The 15,721-nt window shown below is 31.7% G+C and carries 17 protein-coding genes; all 17 read right to left on the bottom strand.

From position 1 onward, the window contains the following. Positions 1-11: 11 nt before the first annotated feature. Positions 12-1,001, bottom strand: a complete 990-nt coding sequence (locus AC5YGB_RS01790) for a hypothetical protein (RefSeq protein ID WP_496137576.1) — start codon at positions 999-1,001, stop codon at positions 12-14. A 16-nt stretch (positions 1,002-1,017) separates the two neighbouring features. Next, a complete protein-coding gene (locus AC5YGB_RS01785) occupies positions 1,018-1,713 on the bottom strand; it encodes a cytidylyltransferase domain-containing protein (RefSeq protein ID WP_496137575.1) in 696 nt (231 codons plus the stop codon). Between the two features lie 2 nt (positions 1,714-1,715). Continuing rightward, the gene (locus AC5YGB_RS01780; RefSeq protein WP_496137574.1) at positions 1,716-3,212 is read right to left on the bottom strand and encodes a hypothetical protein; all 1,497 of its coding nucleotides are present in this window, start codon (positions 3,210-3,212) and stop codon (positions 1,716-1,718) included. A 517-nt stretch (positions 3,213-3,729) separates the two neighbouring features. Then, positions 3,730-4,653, bottom strand: a complete 924-nt coding sequence (locus AC5YGB_RS01775) for an NAD-dependent epimerase/dehydratase family protein (RefSeq protein WP_496137573.1) — start codon at positions 4,651-4,653, stop codon at positions 3,730-3,732. Next, positions 4,654-5,418 carry a glucose-1-phosphate cytidylyltransferase gene (rfbF, locus tag AC5YGB_RS01770; protein WP_496137572.1) on the bottom strand — a complete coding sequence of 255 codons (765 nt, stop codon included), beginning with the start codon at positions 5,416-5,418 and terminating at the stop codon, positions 4,654-4,656. Further along, positions 5,415-5,846 carry a cupin domain-containing protein gene (locus tag AC5YGB_RS01765; RefSeq protein WP_496137571.1) on the bottom strand — a complete coding sequence of 144 codons (432 nt, stop codon included), beginning with the start codon at positions 5,844-5,846 and terminating at the stop codon, positions 5,415-5,417. The genes rfbF and AC5YGB_RS01765 overlap by 4 nt, the downstream gene beginning before the upstream one ends. Next, entirely contained in the window at positions 5,839-6,945 is a 1,107-nt protein-coding gene (gene rfbG / locus AC5YGB_RS01760) for a CDP-glucose 4,6-dehydratase (protein ID WP_496137570.1), read from the bottom strand. Before rfbG ends, AC5YGB_RS01765 begins: the two co-directional genes overlap by 8 nt. Next, the gene (locus tag AC5YGB_RS01755) at positions 6,932-8,842 is read right to left on the bottom strand and encodes a TIGR04326 family surface carbohydrate biosynthesis protein (RefSeq protein ID WP_496137569.1); all 1,911 of its coding nucleotides are present in this window, start codon (positions 8,840-8,842) and stop codon (positions 6,932-6,934) included. The genes rfbG and AC5YGB_RS01755 overlap by 14 nt, the downstream gene beginning before the upstream one ends. A gap of 53 nt (positions 8,843-8,895) precedes the next feature. Then, complete coding sequence (locus tag AC5YGB_RS01750) at positions 8,896-9,819, bottom strand: NAD(P)-dependent oxidoreductase (RefSeq protein ID WP_496137568.1); 924 nt, start codon at positions 9,817-9,819, stop codon at positions 8,896-8,898. Beyond that, positions 9,816-10,214: an inositol monophosphatase family protein gene (locus tag AC5YGB_RS01745; protein ID WP_496138001.1), complete on the bottom strand. Its 399-nt coding sequence runs from the start codon at positions 10,212-10,214 to the stop codon at positions 9,816-9,818. Before AC5YGB_RS01745 ends, AC5YGB_RS01750 begins: the two co-directional genes overlap by 4 nt. Continuing rightward, positions 10,211-10,579: an inositol monophosphatase family protein gene (locus AC5YGB_RS01740; protein ID WP_496137567.1), complete on the bottom strand. Its 369-nt coding sequence runs from the start codon at positions 10,577-10,579 to the stop codon at positions 10,211-10,213. The genes AC5YGB_RS01745 and AC5YGB_RS01740 overlap by 4 nt, the downstream gene beginning before the upstream one ends. Before the next feature lie 48 nt (positions 10,580-10,627). Then, complete coding sequence (locus AC5YGB_RS01735; RefSeq protein ID WP_496137566.1) at positions 10,628-11,161, bottom strand: SIS domain-containing protein; 534 nt, start codon at positions 11,159-11,161, stop codon at positions 10,628-10,630. A gap of 16 nt (positions 11,162-11,177) precedes the next feature. Next, positions 11,178-12,224, bottom strand: coding sequence for a Gfo/Idh/MocA family protein (locus AC5YGB_RS01730; RefSeq protein WP_496137565.1), 1,047 nt, complete (start codon positions 12,222-12,224; stop codon positions 11,178-11,180). Continuing rightward, complete coding sequence (locus tag AC5YGB_RS01725; protein ID WP_496137564.1) at positions 12,221-13,195, bottom strand: methyltransferase domain-containing protein; 975 nt, start codon at positions 13,193-13,195, stop codon at positions 12,221-12,223. The genes AC5YGB_RS01730 and AC5YGB_RS01725 overlap by 4 nt, the downstream gene beginning before the upstream one ends. Beyond that, entirely contained in the window at positions 13,192-13,872 is a 681-nt protein-coding gene (locus tag AC5YGB_RS01720; RefSeq protein WP_496137563.1) for a methyltransferase, read from the bottom strand. Before AC5YGB_RS01720 ends, AC5YGB_RS01725 begins: the two co-directional genes overlap by 4 nt. After that, positions 13,862-14,638, bottom strand: coding sequence for a 3-deoxy-manno-octulosonate cytidylyltransferase (locus AC5YGB_RS01715; RefSeq protein WP_496137562.1), 777 nt, complete (start codon positions 14,636-14,638; stop codon positions 13,862-13,864). Before AC5YGB_RS01715 ends, AC5YGB_RS01720 begins: the two co-directional genes overlap by 11 nt. Further along, the gene (locus AC5YGB_RS01710; protein ID WP_496137561.1) at positions 14,635-15,720 is read right to left on the bottom strand and encodes a Gfo/Idh/MocA family protein; all 1,086 of its coding nucleotides are present in this window, start codon (positions 15,718-15,720) and stop codon (positions 14,635-14,637) included. Before AC5YGB_RS01710 ends, AC5YGB_RS01715 begins: the two co-directional genes overlap by 4 nt. Position 15,721 lies beyond the last annotated feature (1 nt).

Below are 15,721 nucleotides of genomic sequence, written 5' to 3'. Positions count from 1 at the left end.
AAAAAAAAGTTTTATGCTTGTTGTGATTCAATTAAATGATATTTGTATTGATTAAGAAGAATAAAAATAAAACCAATACTTAGAATAAGGAATATTAAAAAAACTACTATATAAAAATTCATATTTGAAATCTTTTCTTGCTCCACATCTGAAATTTTAATAAGTTTAGAATTAGAAAAATCATGTTTGATTTTATATCTTTCAATAGCAGCGGTTCTATTTACAAATCCCATCGAAGTTAGATTTAAGTCAGTTATCGATGATAGAAAATCAAGCTCTGCTTGTGCAGCAGAGCGACTTAGTGGGATTGTAATATTTATTTTTACAGAGTCAACATCACCATTAAATTTACTGGAAAAAGTTTCATATTTATTCAATTCGACTAAATTTAATTCATTAAGACTAGATTCATTGTCTTGTTTTTTGAGAAGTGGAATTAGTTTTTGCAATATCTCCTTTCTATTTGCAAAAAAAGCTTCCAAATCGAGCATGTCATAATTGTTGTGTAAGAGAAGTTCTTGACGTTCATTTTCAAGGTATTGATTCTCCATATTTTGAATTTTTGTTACAACTCTTTTATGAACTTCATTCGAAAGATAAGTTACAAAGTTTTGGACAAAGTCAACACAGCTACTCTTGACTGTAATTTTTGTAAAATGCCCACTAATTGGGAAAGATTTATCATTCTTTTCATGAAATTGAATTTTGGGACTATTTTTACAAGTAATTTCATTTTTTGATAGAAATTCTTTATATATTTTTAATCTTGAATCTTTATTGGCTAGCTCTTGAAGATATAACTGTTTTGAATAACTGGGAGTGTAAAGAGCTGCTAATTTAGCGCCATTTTTAGAAATTATTGTCTCTTTACCAATAACAGGTTCAATTGTAACTGAACTTACATACTCTGGATCTGAGTATAAATATAACGAGATCAAAAAAACAATAAATATAAACTGAACGAAAAAAGAGTTTCGATTATTATTAAAAAAGGTTTTCATTTGAATTATTGTCTAATTAAAGTTTATTGTGGGCTATTTTAAACCAAGACTCTTTTAAAGGTTCGTCTACTTCTTCAAAAAAAGAACGCATCAACTCTAAATCATCAAGAGTGTCAATAGTTAAACTTTGCTTGCAGTTTAAATAAGGCTTTTGAGCAAATGGAATATACGGTGACAAACCTTTACAATTGCTATGACGTTTAATCCATGGTGTTACATGTTCCAAGTCAAAATCGCTAGAAGCATTAATAAAAGCCTTTTCCAATGAGCTTACTTGAAATAGTTCAACATTTACTCCATAAGGTAAATTGTCATTTGGATAGTCTGCACCAATATAATCTATGTTTTTATTTTTAATAAAAAAGCTTACATGCTCATCAATCAATCTGCCGTCTGGAATAACATTATCGCCAGTGAGACGAATGATGATATCATCCTGTGCAAGTTTCAAATAATCAGAAGCCTCTTTAAATCGAAGCAGTACATTTTTAAGGTTCCCACGAAAACATTCTAGCCCATAAGATAAAGCCTCTTGAAAAAGTGAATCGTCCGATGATTCGGTTGAAGTAACTATTACAACTCTGATTCCAGTATTTCTCGCTCGCAGAGCAGATAAGACAAAAATGGGAAATCCAGCTATTTTCATCAAAGATTTTCCAGGAAGTCTTCTACTATCCATTCGTGCTTGAAGGAAAATACAAGTATCAGGCATTTTTAAACTTCACCTATAATTTCATTGAGAGAATAACTAATCCTTTTCATTACAGAATTGTCTCCTAAATCTCCAAAAGTTTTATCTACATAGTGCTGAAACTCAGAAGGATATTGATTATCTTTGAAAAATTTAATAAATTTTGTTTGAAAATCTTCTGAAGATTTAGTAAAAATATCTAAGTCTCCATAATTATAATTTTGTGCATAAATACTTTCTGCGTAAGGTCCAAAATCATGGAATAAAACTGGGATTCCATAGCACATTGCCTCATCAGCAATAGATGTATGATGCCCAATAACACCATGGGCATCTTTAAGAAGAGAGTAGGAAATATCAAAAGTATCATAATCATCTACTATTTCAATATTCTTTTTGTGACTTAAATCTAGTAAGATCTTGGAAAAATAACTAATTTTATTCCAACCAGTATGTTTTGACCTAATTATAAAATCACAATCAGTATGCTTTTCTGCGAGCAACAATACATCTTCAAGGAGAGCATTTATATTTACCCAGCTATTTAATAGTACATTGTTATTTATGTAGATATTGCTCTCAGGTGCATTAGAATAAACAATATACTTTTTTCTAGAATTGTTGAGTAATTTATTATTTTCTCTTTTTATCTTATCTGACCTTGGTGGCCCTGTAATTATATATTTTCCAATATAAGATTCGCCAATTGATTGATTAATCATTTTTTCTGTTTGATAGCCCCAAACAAAGTAGTAATCAACTAGAACATTATAATTACCAGCATGAGGAAGTGTATAACGCTCCTGAATAGCAATAGTCTCTATTTTTAACTTTAGAAGAGCTAAAGAAATCTCTTTTGGAAATAAAACATCGTAACCTATAAGGGCAAATTTACAATCAGAATATACTGATAGCTTCTTAATATAGAAATCAACTAAAAATTCAGCTACTATATTTAAAGTTATAAATAGAATATCTGCTTTAAAAGACAAAATATTCCAATTCAGATCTTGTGATAGTTTTTTTAACTTTAAGTTTTTATTAAAAAACAAAAATTTTAATAAATCTATTATCTTAGGCTTTTTAATAAAATCGAATTCTAATTTATTTGCTACATAGTTTTTTTCAATCGAAGAGTCGAACGCACTATATTCTAGATGCAAAATATTATTTTTGTTTAATGGAGAAGATGACTCACCACTGTAGTAATAATCTTTTTGAAAGCTGTCACCAAAAGAAATTCCCTTGTGAGGAAAAAAAATTACTTTTGAAGAGTTCTTCTTAAAATCAGATTTTGACTCCGACTTGCCCCTAAAGAGACTGAAAGTTTTTTTTGTCAACGAAATTAGTTTAATATTTTTTTTTCGAATAAGCTCAAGAAAAGCTCCTACAAAAGAAAAACTAACAAAAATATCATTTTTTACAATGCATTTTTTTAAAGTTTCTGACCTTACAAGATTCCAGCTACATCTGAGTTTAACATGATTATATTTTTTTTTCTTTAACTCAGCCAAATACATCAAATCATCAAAGCTTCCAACTGACCTTTGAATAATATCTTTAATTAAAATACGGTACTTAATTACTTCGACAGTATCTTTTAGGTTGGCATCTTTGTGTGCAAAAACTTCCCAATACAGGCTCTCAGACCATTCTGCTTTTCTATGAAAGAAAATAGAGAAATCATAATTACTTAATTTGCTATAGTTATGGCATCTATATTTACCTAAATTAGTTGGTTTATTCGAATTAGAGAATATTAATACCTCATAACCAAGAAATCTATGCATACTCAGAATAAATCTTTCAAATAAACCTTGATCAAATTCTGAAATTAATAATTTTTTATTTGAATAACTCATATGATATGAAATCAATTCAAGTCATCTTCAGAGCCAGATACTCTTCTTTTAGTAGCAGCATTACTAAAAACAAACTCTTTATTCATTCTGAATATAAGTGAAAAAATAATTCCAAAAAAAGAGGAATATAGTTATTGATTGTATTAGATTTAGGATTCATTTTGGCACTAATAATCTATTTACTTCTTTGATGAAATTCTATAGTAATTTTTAATCCTCTCTTTAAAGAAATTTTTGGACTCCAGTTAAGTAATTTATTTGCTTTTGAAATATCTGCATATAGCTTCATATTTTCTTCAATTCTATAGGGAATTTGACCAAATTTAGGAAATCCAGTTCCAATAATTTTCTGAATTAAACTCACAACTTCTTTCACTAAAACTGGCTTACCAGATGCAATATTTATAACCTCTCCATAAGCATTGTTATTGTTAAATGAAGAAAAAATGGCACTTACAAAATCGCTTACATAACAGAAATCCCTCAATTGTCCACCTTGTGAAACTGGAAATTCATTATCTGCTAAACATCCATTTATAATTTGAGGGATAAACCTCCCCTTATCTTGACCTGGACCATATACTAGGAAAGGACGCAGAATAACTGCTGGGAAGTTTTCTGTTCTATTTAACATTTGTAATAAATATGTTGCTGAAGTTTTTGCAGCAGAATATGGAGAAATAGGCAATTCTCTTTGATTTTCAGTTTGAGGCGCATTATTAGAGCCATACTCATCACTACTTCCAATTTGGATAAAACTTTTTAGTCCATTATGATTTGTACATTTAATTAGATTATATAAACCCATAAAGTGAACATCAAAAATTTTACCACCCTCTTTTGAAAAGCTAGAATGGTTTATGTATCCACCTAAATTGACAACATGATTAAAAAACTTGTTATGAAGAACATCTGAGAGCATTTTTAAATTAGTAATATCAGCAAACAAAAACTCAACATCCAAATTATTTTGATTTAACTTATTATTATTTAAGGAAAGAATTGTTACTTCATAGCCTCGAGAATATGCTTCATTAGCCAAATAAGAGCCTATAAATCCAGTACCTCCAACAACAAGAAGTTTTTTATTGGATTCCATTCAAGTTTTCCATGGCGCATCATTCGATTTCCAAAGTGACTCAAGATAATCACGATCCCTCTTAGTGTCCATACACTGCCAAAAACCATTATGTTGAAAAGACATGAGTTCTCCCATCTGAGACGCTCTCTCAAGAGGAGATTGCTCGAGAATAGTTGAGTCATCATCAATTAACTCAAAGAATTCAGGCTCAATTACAAAATATCCTCCATTTATCCAACCTTGAGATGTTTGAGGTTTTTCTTTAAACGAAGTCACTATATCACCATCTAGACTTAACTCTCCAAAGCGCGCACCAGGATGAACTGCTGAAACCGTCACCATCTTTCCATGGTTTTTATGAAACTTAATTAATAAATTAATATCTATATCTGCCAAGCCATCGCCATATGTGAGAAGGAAAGATTCATTACCAATATAGTCCTTCATTCTTTTGACTCTTCCTCCAGTCATTGAATTTAGCCCTGTATTGACGAGTGTAACATTCCAATCAATATTATCTTGGTTATGTTCTGTGATATTACCACTGGACAAATCAACTGTAAAATCAGAATTCAGAGTTTTATAGTTCAAAAAGAAATCTTTTATAATTTCAGCTTTGTATCCTAAGGCAACATAAAAATCATTATGATTAAAGCTAGCATAAGTATTCATAATATGCCATAAAATTGGTTTCCCACCAACTGTTACCATCGGTTTAGGTATAGATTTAGTATATTCACTTAATCGAGTTCCATAACCACCAGCCAAAATTATTACTTTCATATATTTTTTTCCCAATCAAAAAATATTTTTTCTATTTCCAATCTATCTACCTCTTTTGGATTATGCTCTATATTAGCAATGTTAAGCAAAGTTGAAGTATCCACAGAAAGTCCTTGAAAACCAAGCCAAATCATTGGTGGTATTGTTAACCTACAATAATTATTTCTCGAAATAATAATCTCTTGAAATTGCCTTAAGCCATTTCTATCATCAAATAAAACAAACTTTATTTCCCCTATTGGGACAACTATATTAAGAGTCATCTCCTTATGCCTCTTCCAAGCCTTAATTGAACCATTATGAACTTGGGAAAAATAAGCCTCACCAAATCCTGCAAACCCTATACTAGTTTCTTTCATTGCATGCATTACAAATCCACCAGGCGTATCAATCAAATTTAAAGGAGAAACAATAACACCTTTAATCATCTTTACTCCAAGAGAGATTCATTGATTTAGCTGATTTAATATATGATTGGACTTGACTAGATGAAAAGTCGAGCATTGATCGGTTTTTATTTTTATAGAACTCTACATACCAATCAACAGTCATTTTAACTGTCTCCTCAAAATTTAGAACAGAATGCCACTCTAAATCAAACAAAGCTTTATCACAATTTAACTTTAATAAGCCTGCTTCAGGGATATGCAAACTATTATCAGAAACATCATTCCATTTAACTTTATCCCAATATTTTGACATTTCATCAATTAATTTACTTACTGGATAGTTTTGATAGGATGAAGGGCCAAAATTATAGGCCTCTCCATGATTCTGATTACTCTTATATAAGTTTTCAGCTAAACATAAATATCCACTTAATGGTTCAAGAACATGTTGCCATGGTCTTGTAGCATGGGGGCTACGAATATCAACAGTTTGGCTTTTTGCCGATGCTTGCATACAATCTGGAACTATTCGATCAATCGCCCAATCACCACCACCTATAACATTTCCAGCACGTGTGATACCAACCCTAACATTTGAGTCTTGATTGTTAAAAAATGAATCTACATAACACCTAATCGCAAGTTCAGCCATACCTTTAGAAGCACTATATGGATCTTTTCCACCTAGTGGATCAGTCTCTCGATAACCCCATACCCACTCAACATTATCATATGCCTTATCACTGGTAATCATAATTGCAACGACATCTTTGTCTAAAGATCTCAAAGAATCGAGAAGATTAGCTGAGCCCAGTGCATTGATCGAAAAAGTTTCTAGAGGATTCAAGTATGAGTTTCGGACCAAAGCTTGTGCTGCCAAATGAAAAACAAAATCAGGCTGAATTCTTTGAACTAATCTAGAAAGTGATTCTGCATCTCGAACATCAAACCTGTGATCCTCAATATGACTTGATAAATTTGTTTCGATATAGTGAGATGGATTGGATGGAATATCCAATGAGACACCATAAATTTTGGCACCCAATTGATTTAGCCAAATTGAAAGCCAAGTCCCTTTAAAACCAGTATGGCCAGTTACTAAGATTTTTTTTCCTTTGAAACTCTTAAAAACTTGCATTTTCTTTAACTATTTTTTTAACTTTATTAGAATCAATATTGAGCCATTTACGCCATCTAGGTAGACTTGAATCAAGATAAAAGTAATTTTTATCTTGATCTGAGCCATTTTTATTTAGAGTATTGATGGCTTTAGCAAGACTCTTCGGATTGGTCACAAAGTATACACCTTTGAAATTTCTCAATGGACTCACATTTAAAGTTTTTCCATCTAAAAATGAAATAACTGGAAGATCTGCACAATAAGCTTCAACAGCAGTTGCTGTTACCAAACTAGTATAAACTATATCACTAATTTTCATCAATTCTTGAATTGGCTTGTAGGACAACTCACCACGTATACTTGGAAAATCCTTCATATCTATTGGACACGCTGGATGAGGTTTAATAATAAAACGAAATGATTGATCAATATCTGACATTGCTGTTGAAAGCAAATTAAACTGTTTATTTGTATTTTTTCTAAGATAATCTCCAGCTACAAGAACGACTTTTTCTTTAGTTCTTTTAAGCTCTTTTTTATTTTGACTTGCTAAAAAATTAGAAAGATAAAGAAAACGTAATGACTCCACTTCAATCAAATCTAATTTAGGATAACCACCAGATAAATACATTTGCTTAGATATATCACCATTTACTCCAACAAAATTTGGGAGCGGAATATTATTTGGACTTTTATTTTTATAACTTCGTTGATCAAGAAAATATCTCAAATCCCAATAATTAACTGCTGCATGTGGAAAGCCAATTAAATTCTTCTGATGCCCGGCTGATTGCCAAGCAGAAATAAAACCCAACTCCCATGATATATTTTCTTGCAAATAACAACCTCTTTTCTGCCTAGGTAACTCATACATTGCCTTTTCAAATAGATTAAAAAATAAAAGGTTACTTGTAGCAGGAATCCCCGTCATTGAGTCTTTGCAATCCTTATAGAATAATGGCCAGAGATAGCCACTTGTTAATTTAATATGACTTTTAACTAAACTATTTAATCTAAAGACCTTATAACAATCTCTTAAGGTGCTAGACACAACCTGAATGCTCAAAAATGATGCAAGCGTAACATGAACTTGATAACTTGGTTTTTTAGTATTAAGCTTTTGAATAAAAGCACGAGCTTTTTTTGCAGAAGGCAACACATTATCTTTTACGTATATATGAAGCCAATTTGAAGGATAAAGATTATCATCCAATAAATCAGTCAATGAAGTCCAATAGCGGCTTTCAAAACGACCTTCTTTCACTGCAAGTGGAACTAAATTAAAAAGGTAAGAAACAAATGTAGAAGTGGCATTTGTATTTCTCCATTCTTCAACACCAATACCTTTCAAAGCCCAATTAGAATATAGATAATGGATAAGCCATATAGGTGATTTAATAATATTTGGAAGCATTTGAAACAGATTTTTTATATTTTTTAAGTCAGACTTAGATGTTCGATTTATATGACATTCAAAGTCGACCTCTAATTTTTTAGCTAGTAAAGAAATTGATGTTGAGAGATCTTTATTAGAAGATATAAGCTTCAGTTTCTTATATTTCTTTGTTTTAAAAAAATGTTCCAAAGCCATTAATTTTATAATGTCATCAATTTGAGGTGATTTAGCATAATTATTTTTTTCTACAAAAAGAGTCATCCACCAAAAACTAAAGTTTTTACGAATTACCAATTTATCAATTATCCTTTGACCATTAACTTTTTTATTTCCAAGGTCATAAATTAGACTAAGATACTGATTCTTAAATCGCTCGGCATTTTCTTCGACTATTACAGGAAGAGAAAAAACACTGACTGACTCAGAATTTAAATAAATGCTCCAGTGCAATACATCGCATGAAGTATCTTCAGTTTTAGTCTCAAGATCAGATATAAGCAGTTCCAACTCAGAACTCATTGGGAGCTTTTATATTTAAGCTATTAATACTCATTCTTATTTGCAAAGACAATCTAAGGAGCTTGTGCGTTATCCAGACTATGAATTGCTGCCATACCCATCGCCAAAATTGCTTCTTCAGTGCTACCACCAATATGAGGTGTAACAATTACATTATCCATAAATGCAAAATCTGAATTTATAGGTGGCTCAACATTAAAAACATCAAGCGCTGCACCTGCAATCTTATTTTTAATTAATATTTGTTTCAAAGCATCTTCATCTATTAAGCCTCCTCTTGCAAGGTTAATTAAAATTGCATCCTTTTTCAGCATTAAAAGACGCTCTTTATTCAGAATATTAATAGTTGTTGTATCTAATGGTAAGTGGAGTGTTACTACATCAGATTGTTGCAGCAATTCTTCTAAATCAACTGGTCTTACATTATTTTTTTTGTAAAAATCTTGAAAATTTAAAATATCATGAACAAGAATATTACATTTAAAAGGTTTTAATAATTGAATTAAATCTTTCCCAACATGCCCACATCCAATAATACCAACTGTGCATTCTGACAATTGGCGACCTTTAACTTGATACCAATTACCATTTCTTACCTCGGCATTTGCAAATGCTACTCTATGAAGAAGATATATAGCAAATGAAATAACTAATTCAGAAACTGAGCGTTTATTTACACCTCCCTTCCATCCAAGTTTCACTTCAAATTTTTCCATTGCTTTTAAGTCAATCATATCTAACCCAACACCATACTTTCCAATCACTTTTAAATCGGGTAAGTTTGCTAAAATATTTTCATCAATAGTTTCTAGGGCAGTTATTGCTTTTTCATAGCCTTGCAAAAATTTAATAAGTGAGCTTCCCTTTAATGACAAACCTTCATCATTGAATTTAGCATCTGGATATCGTTTTATAACCTCATCACGAAGAATTGGATGCTTTGAAAAAGATCGAGAGGCAACAGCTAATGATTTCATTTTGCTTTTAATAATGACAGATTCAAAAGGTTATTACTAGCTATGACCTCTATTGGAAAATTATAATCTTGAATGCTATTGATAATGAATTCTCCTCCAGCTCCTTCAACTATTGCAATTCCAGCCGCTATATCCCAAATCATAATGTTTTTTTCATAGTATGCCTCAACTGAGCCTTGAGCTAGCTTGAGTAAAGATTGCGATGCAGAGCCTAACATTCTAACTTTATTGAAGCTTTCCATAATAAAAATCTGCTCTTGAATTGAAGTTGCATTAAAATCAAATCTAGATGGCAAACCTGTACACAAAACCCCTTTCTTTATATCTTTTATTAATGAAACATTTATCGGCACACCTGCAATAAAAGAACCAATATCTTTTCCACCCCAAGCTATTTCACAAGAAGGATATGATCCCAGTACCCAAAAATCGGTTTATTGCCGTCAAATAAAGCTACTGAAATAGAGCATTCATTAATACCTCGTAAAAAGTTTACAGTTCCATCAATTGGATCAATAATAAACCTTAAATTTGAGACATTTTTTGACTTCACTAGTCCAGTTTCTTCACTAATAATATCTAAGCCTGATATGGATAATTCATCTATCAATAGTTTCTCAATTATTAAATCAGCATCAGACTTTACTTCTCTTGGAACCTCAGTAGAAAATTTAAATTCTTTAACATTTTTTTTATCTAAGATAGATAATTTTTTAAGGCCTAGAGTAACTGCATTTTTTGATAATTCTAATAAATCCATACTAAATAAAATAATTATTTTTGATTATAGTATGAATAAATAATATGATCAAGAATCATATGGAGTATCCTCAACAAGTCCATATTCATTTTTTGGAGCATCTACATGAAAATTAATATCCGATAGTAATTTAAGCTTTCCACCATCAAAACCTGTAATACCTATGATCTTACATCCTAGATTTTGGGCATAGTCTACAGCTTTAATAATGTTTGGAGAGTCGCCACTACAAGAGATAGCAATAACTACATCTTTTGGCTTAATTAATCCTTTTAATTGCATAAAAAAAATATTTTCATAGCCAATATCATTTGCAATTGCCGTTACAACAGGACTATTATCTCCTAGGCTTAAAACATCAAAATTAATGATATCCCTTCTCCTAAGGCCTGATCCTAGGTCATTAACCATATGAGATGCAGTTGCAGAACTACCTCCATTTCCAATAATATAAATTCTTGATTTTTCGACTAAAGTTTGCTCAAGAGTATCAACAATATCACTTATGATATTAGGATTAATTTGATCTAAAATAATTTTTAGCCTATCTAGGTAATCTACTACAAAAGGTTTAATTTTCATATTCTAAAATTTCTAATTATTGATTAGGATTTTGAATGTCATACTTATCTCTCCAGTGTGAATCAGAATAATATATTTGAAAAACTAATTTCATTGTTTGAAGGGCATCGTCTGAGGTTCCACTGGCTATGCTCTTATCAGATACTATACAATTTACAAATTCATCAATCTCTGCACACCATGAAGGATCTTTATTGTATCTAGTTATGTGCTCCATGGGATCACCTAAATCATTATCTGGGTCAGCTTTCACAACTGTCAAAGTCTCAGCACCATAACTTTTAGTTCCAGATAATATCCCTCCTAAAATGACACTCCCTTTTTCAAGATTAATATCTAAATTAAACCTATGCCTCCATTGGGTGGCAGAGGAATGCATCATTGCAACAATCCCATTAGTAGTTTTCATTATAGCATAAGCATTATCCTCAACATTATATCCCCAATGTGTATTTGAAACGAAACTATGAATGTCTTCGAATTCTCCACAAAATAGTCTCATGAGATCAATCATATGTATACCCTGATCAAGAAGAACTCCACCACCAGATATTTCACGTTTAGTTCTCCAATCAGGCTGATTAAAGGTTATCAATTTAGCTTTACCATACACTCCACGAATATTAATTATCTTTCCTAATTCACCAGAATGAACTATTTTAAGAGCGTCTTTAACTGATAGGTGATAACGATGGTTAAAGCCATACATCAGCTTCAAATTTGGATTATTTTTTTCAACCTCTATCACTTTAACAATATCAGCTACATTTCTACCAGGAGGTTTTTCACAAAAGACATGAAGCCCTAGATTAAGTGCAGCAATGGTAACCTCAGGCGCAATATCATTTGTTAGGCATACAATTAGAATATCAAGATCCTCTTCAAGAAGCTTCCTATAGTTTTTGTAACCACGAATACCATCAACTATTGAAAATTCATCCAAAAATATTTGGTCACAAACTGCTACAATTTCTAAATATTTATTGTTATCAACACATTCTCTTCTTCGCTTACCAACTACACCATAGCCAGCTATACCTACCTTTAGTTTTTTAGAAATCATTTATGCCAAAAGCCCCGCAATAAGTCTCCAAACATGAAGTCATCCAAAGAGTTTTGAATATCAGAGACAACCTCATAGTCTAATTTCTTATCATTTATTCCAATTATTGTTGAAAGGTCTAGGCCATTTGTCTGAACTTTATGTAACTTTAGGCCTGACTGCTCATGAAGATCAACATACGCTTTATTTGAATATAATATGATATGTTGTTCTCCCTGTAATATTCTTAGAGGATCATTTCCAGTCTTTCTACAGTAGTCCACTAATAACGATTGAGAGTGAGGAACTTCTGAAACAAAAACACCAGAATTGTTTAATAATGAGTAGACTTTTTCCATGAATAATGATGGATTTGTCACATGTTCAATAACTCCCCAGGCCATAATTACATCAAACTTTTCATTTGATTTATAATTATAAAAGCTATCTTCAAATACATTAATATCTAATCCCTTTAGATGATCAATTGCAATAGGGTTTACTTCAATAGCCTCACATCTGTGACCATTATCTCTGAAAATAGATAGTACTTCTCCAATGCCTGCGCCAATATCTAAAATGCGTAAAGTTTCTTTCTGCTTTTGACTTACCAAATTTAAAGAGCTTATCACTTGTGAATATTTTGATTGCCCAATAAGTTCTTTTCGTTTATTAAAAAAAGGAATCATTGCCCTACTAAACATTTCAGAATAGTATTCATCAGAATACAATTCTTCCAAAGCTATATCATTTAATCTTGGACTTACATAAACACAATTACAATTTATACATGTATGATGCCAAAAGTTATTTAACTCAAAAGAATCTTTATTTTTTTTTGATTTGCAGTGAGGACAATCAACATCAACAACATATTCAGAGTTCAGAGTTCCATCTGAATTTTTATATCTTGAAAGAAGAATCTCCCAGCGTTTTTTTACATTGGCAAAGTTAGGTTTTACCTGCTCTGGAGTTGTAATATTATTTTTCATTTACTCTCCTTCTGAACCATGTAAACTGATGCATAAATATTATCTACTGGAGTAACTGCAGTCTTTGCTGGCTCCTGTGAGTATCCATAAAATGAAATTTTTTTTGCTCCATCACAAATTGATTTAATAATTTCTAAAGCCTCTCCTGAATTAATAAGATTATATGGAAGTACCTCTGAGTAGCCTTCATTACTTCCATTAATATTCATTGTAAAGTATGATTTATTCTTATCTTCAACTGTTTCTTGAGAGATTTCCCTTAAATCTAAAATTAAACTTGATTTAGTATGATTCCAGGCAACTTGAATAGTCTCTCTCCAAGACTCATGTAAATGAAGTATCCCTAAAACAAGCGACACATCAAAAATTCCAGTAACTTTTGAATAATCATTTTCTTTAACAATATGAAAAGTATGTTGTGGATATTTAGCTTTAGCCTTAGTTATCATATCCTCACTAATATCAACGCCTGTATAGGTAAAGTTTTTCAGATGCTCAGCAATAATACCTCCAAAACCGCCTTGTGCACATCCAATATCTAATATACTCATACCTTCTTTTAACTGGTCTTTTAAGAAAAACCATTCTGACGGATAAACATCTGACGTTGTTATACGGTGGCTATCAAAAAAACTCACGACATTAGGCTGATTCCATGATTCAGGATTATTGTTCATTATATTTTCTCCAATACGGGTCTTCTTTTATGTAGGCTTCTACTTTTTCAGCATCTTCAGGAGTATCGACTGCAAAAGAATCAACATAAGGGTAAATTGCCATCCTTTGCGTCAATCCATTATCATATAAACGATTACTATCACAAGCTTCAACTAACTCTAATGGTGATTCTGGAATTGAAGTAAATTTTTTTAAAAAACTCCATTGAAATCCAAAAATACCATAAATTCTTTTAGCATCTAGGTCTATTGTCCATTCTTTACAATATGGAATTGGGGCACGCGAAGTATATAGAATATCACCCTTAATATTATGAATAATTTTTAGCGTATTAGGGTCATAAAATTGCTCTTTATCATTAATTGGCATAGATAAAACAACCCCTTTTACATCTTGATCATCAATCATTGGCTTTACTGTTGCAGCAATCATATCTGGTCTAAGCATAGGTTCATCAGCCTGAACATTCAATACGATGTCATCCTCATTAACTTCAAAATCTATCTGTTCAATTGCTTCTGCAACCCTATCCAAAGCACGAACATGTTGATCAGATGTCATTACACATGGTATTTTTTTTGAGTCTGCAAATTCTTTAATTTCTTTATCGCAAGTAGCAACTATAAGTTCATCCCATTTTTCATACATATTTGCTCGGTGCCAAACATGCTCTAACATGGGCATGCCTGCAATATTATAAAGTGGCTTACCTGGAAACCGTCCAGAGCCCATACGGGCAGGAATTACACCAACAATTTTCCTCATTTTAACGTCCTGTATAAGTTAGAAATCTCTTCATTTATTTGCCCTAAGCGATATGATTCACCATCTTCACCAACTTTTTGCCAATTACTTTTTTCGTCTGAACGATAAAATGCATGTAATAATCGAATCGACTGAAGGCAGTCATAATAACTAACAGAATAAGAAGTTCCATTAGAAATTGAGGAATATATATCTTCGTACAACAATTTATGGCCCTCTCCATAAACACAATCAGAAAAATCTTCGCTGAATACTTCACAATCTTTAGGTTTTGGAGTGAATATTTGTAACTCGTTGACAGCTATACCTCCAATTTGAGCCAAACCTTTTGAACCAACAATAGAAATCGATGCTTCAAAATCATCAGGCCTGGCAGATGTTGTCACCTCAAGACTACCAACCGCATTATTTTCATATTTAAAACTAGAAACAATCGTATCCTCCACCTCAATCTCTGCACCTAATGTTCTCATAGTTGCATTTACCTGGCTTACCTCACCACCTAGGTATCTTAATAGGTCCACATGATGAATGCCTTGATTCGTTAAAGCACCTCCATCATGAGATAAAGTCCCTCTCCAGGGCGCCATATCATAATAGCGTTGAGGCCGACACCATCGAACACGAACACCAATTACTCTAATATTGCCTAACTCACCACTAATTAATGCTTTTTTAACACGCTTAACTGCAAGGTTATGTCTGTTTTGAAATATTGGGAAGATTTTCAAACCTAACTTTTCAGCAACTGAATAAGCCTCATTCAATTGAGATGGCTTCATAAATGTTGGTTTCTCAACAATAATATGTTTATTGTAAGTTTTCATTACATCCAAACTATGTTCAAAATGCATTCCAGATGGTGTAACAATTGCAACTATATCAATATCAATAACTTTTTTAAGCATTGTATGATAATTTGAGAATGCAGGAACCTTAAACTCGTCTCGATATTCATTGGCTTTTTTTATTTCTAAATCACAAACTGCTGCTAACTCAAGACCCTTAGTTTCTATAATAGCTCTACAATTATGCCCTGCAATTCTTCCACAGCCAATAACAGCAACTCTATAAACTTTCATT

The organism is Candidatus Pseudothioglobus sp. uisw_142, from assembly GCF_059512465.1.
The sequence above is the reverse complement of the archived record's forward strand: the minus strand, read 5'-3'. Positions and strand labels throughout refer to the sequence as shown.

Coding starts and splice junctions, on each gene's coding strand:
- AC5YGB_RS01790 (WP_496137576.1), bottom strand. CDS start 1,001: ATGAAAACCTTTTTTAATAATAATCGAAACTCTTTTTTCGTTCAGTTT.
- AC5YGB_RS01785 (WP_496137575.1), bottom strand. CDS start 1,713: ATGCCTGATACTTGTATTTTCCTTCAAGCACGAATGGATAGTAGAAGA.
- AC5YGB_RS01780 (WP_496137574.1), bottom strand. CDS start 3,212: ATGTATTTGGCTGAGTTAAAGAAAAAAAAATATAATCATGTTAAACTC.
- AC5YGB_RS01775 (WP_496137573.1), bottom strand. CDS start 4,653: ATGGAATCCAATAAAAAACTTCTTGTTGTTGGAGGTACTGGATTTATA.
- rfbF (WP_496137572.1), bottom strand. CDS start 5,418: ATGAAAGTAATAATTTTGGCTGGTGGTTATGGAACTCGATTAAGTGAA.
- AC5YGB_RS01765 (WP_496137571.1), bottom strand. CDS start 5,846: ATGATTAAAGGTGTTATTGTTTCTCCTTTAAATTTGATTGATACGCCT.
- rfbG (WP_496137570.1), bottom strand. CDS start 6,945: ATGCAAGTTTTTAAGAGTTTCAAAGGAAAAAAAATCTTAGTAACTGGC.
- AC5YGB_RS01755 (WP_496137569.1), bottom strand. CDS start 8,842: ATGAGTTCTGAGTTGGAACTGCTTATATCTGATCTTGAGACTAAAACT.
- AC5YGB_RS01750 (WP_496137568.1), bottom strand. CDS start 9,819: ATGAAATCATTAGCTGTTGCCTCTCGATCTTTTTCAAAGCATCCAATT.
- AC5YGB_RS01740 (WP_496137567.1), bottom strand. CDS start 10,579: ATGGATTTATTAGAATTATCAAAAAATGCAGTTACTCTAGGCCTTAAA.
- AC5YGB_RS01735 (WP_496137566.1), bottom strand. CDS start 11,161: ATGAAAATTAAACCTTTTGTAGTAGATTACCTAGATAGGCTAAAAATT.
- AC5YGB_RS01730 (WP_496137565.1), bottom strand. CDS start 12,224: ATGATTTCTAAAAAACTAAAGGTAGGTATAGCTGGCTATGGTGTAGTT.
- AC5YGB_RS01725 (WP_496137564.1), bottom strand. CDS start 13,195: ATGAAAAATAATATTACAACTCCAGAGCAGGTAAAACCTAACTTTGCC.
- AC5YGB_RS01720 (WP_496137563.1), bottom strand. CDS start 13,872: ATGAACAATAATCCTGAATCATGGAATCAGCCTAATGTCGTGAGTTTT.
- AC5YGB_RS01715 (WP_496137562.1), bottom strand. CDS start 14,638: ATGAGGAAAATTGTTGGTGTAATTCCTGCCCGTATGGGCTCTGGACGG.
- AC5YGB_RS01710 (WP_496137561.1), bottom strand. CDS start 15,720: ATGAAAGTTTATAGAGTTGCTGTTATTGGCTGTGGAAGAATTGCAGGG.